Origin of the sequence: Pseudomonas sp. EL_65y_Pfl2_R96 (assembly GCF_963970905.1) — a bacterium.
In the GTDB taxonomy this organism is placed as follows: Bacteria; Pseudomonadota; Gammaproteobacteria; order Pseudomonadales; family Pseudomonadaceae; genus Aquipseudomonas.
Genome location: NZ_CAXAQH010000357.1, coordinates 1 through 449 on the forward strand (window position 1 = coordinate 1; position 449 = coordinate 449).

Here is a 449-nt window from a genome sequence, read left to right on the forward strand (position 1 = left end):
CTCAGCCAGGCAAATGTGGCCCCTATCTTCAACAATTACTGCCTGACGGGATCGCAGAGCACGTTCGGGACCTCGACCAACCCGATCCTGCTCGGCAGCCCGATCATCGAGCCGCTCAACGCGAATGTCCCGATGGCGAAATCGTCGTGCATTTCGTGCCATGCTGGCGCTTCGTTCAATGCGTCCGGCGGCCCGGCCAACGTCGGGGAGCCGATCGGGCCTCATGGGCCGCCCCCGGGCTATACCGGGTATGATTTCATGTGGGGGCTGCTTTTCGCCCAATAAGCGCATGGGCCTTGTACGGCGCACCCGCAGGATCGTTCGTCACGCGCGTCGAGCGATCTTGCGGGTTGGGGCTTCCCGCACTCGATCGTCACTCCGGATCCCGGCAAGGGGAGAGGGTAAGCCTTTCGCGCTGGCGAGCGGATACTATCACAGTGGCGACGTTG

Annotated in this window: 1 protein-coding gene; it reads left to right on the forward strand. The window is 63.0% G+C overall.

Annotation, left to right across the window (positions count from 1 at the left end; translation table 11 throughout):
- The coding region (locus AACY49_RS31025; RefSeq protein WP_339528143.1) for a hypothetical protein at positions 1-285 on the forward strand (285 nt) is incomplete at its 5' end.
- Positions 286-449: the final 164 nt, after the last annotated feature.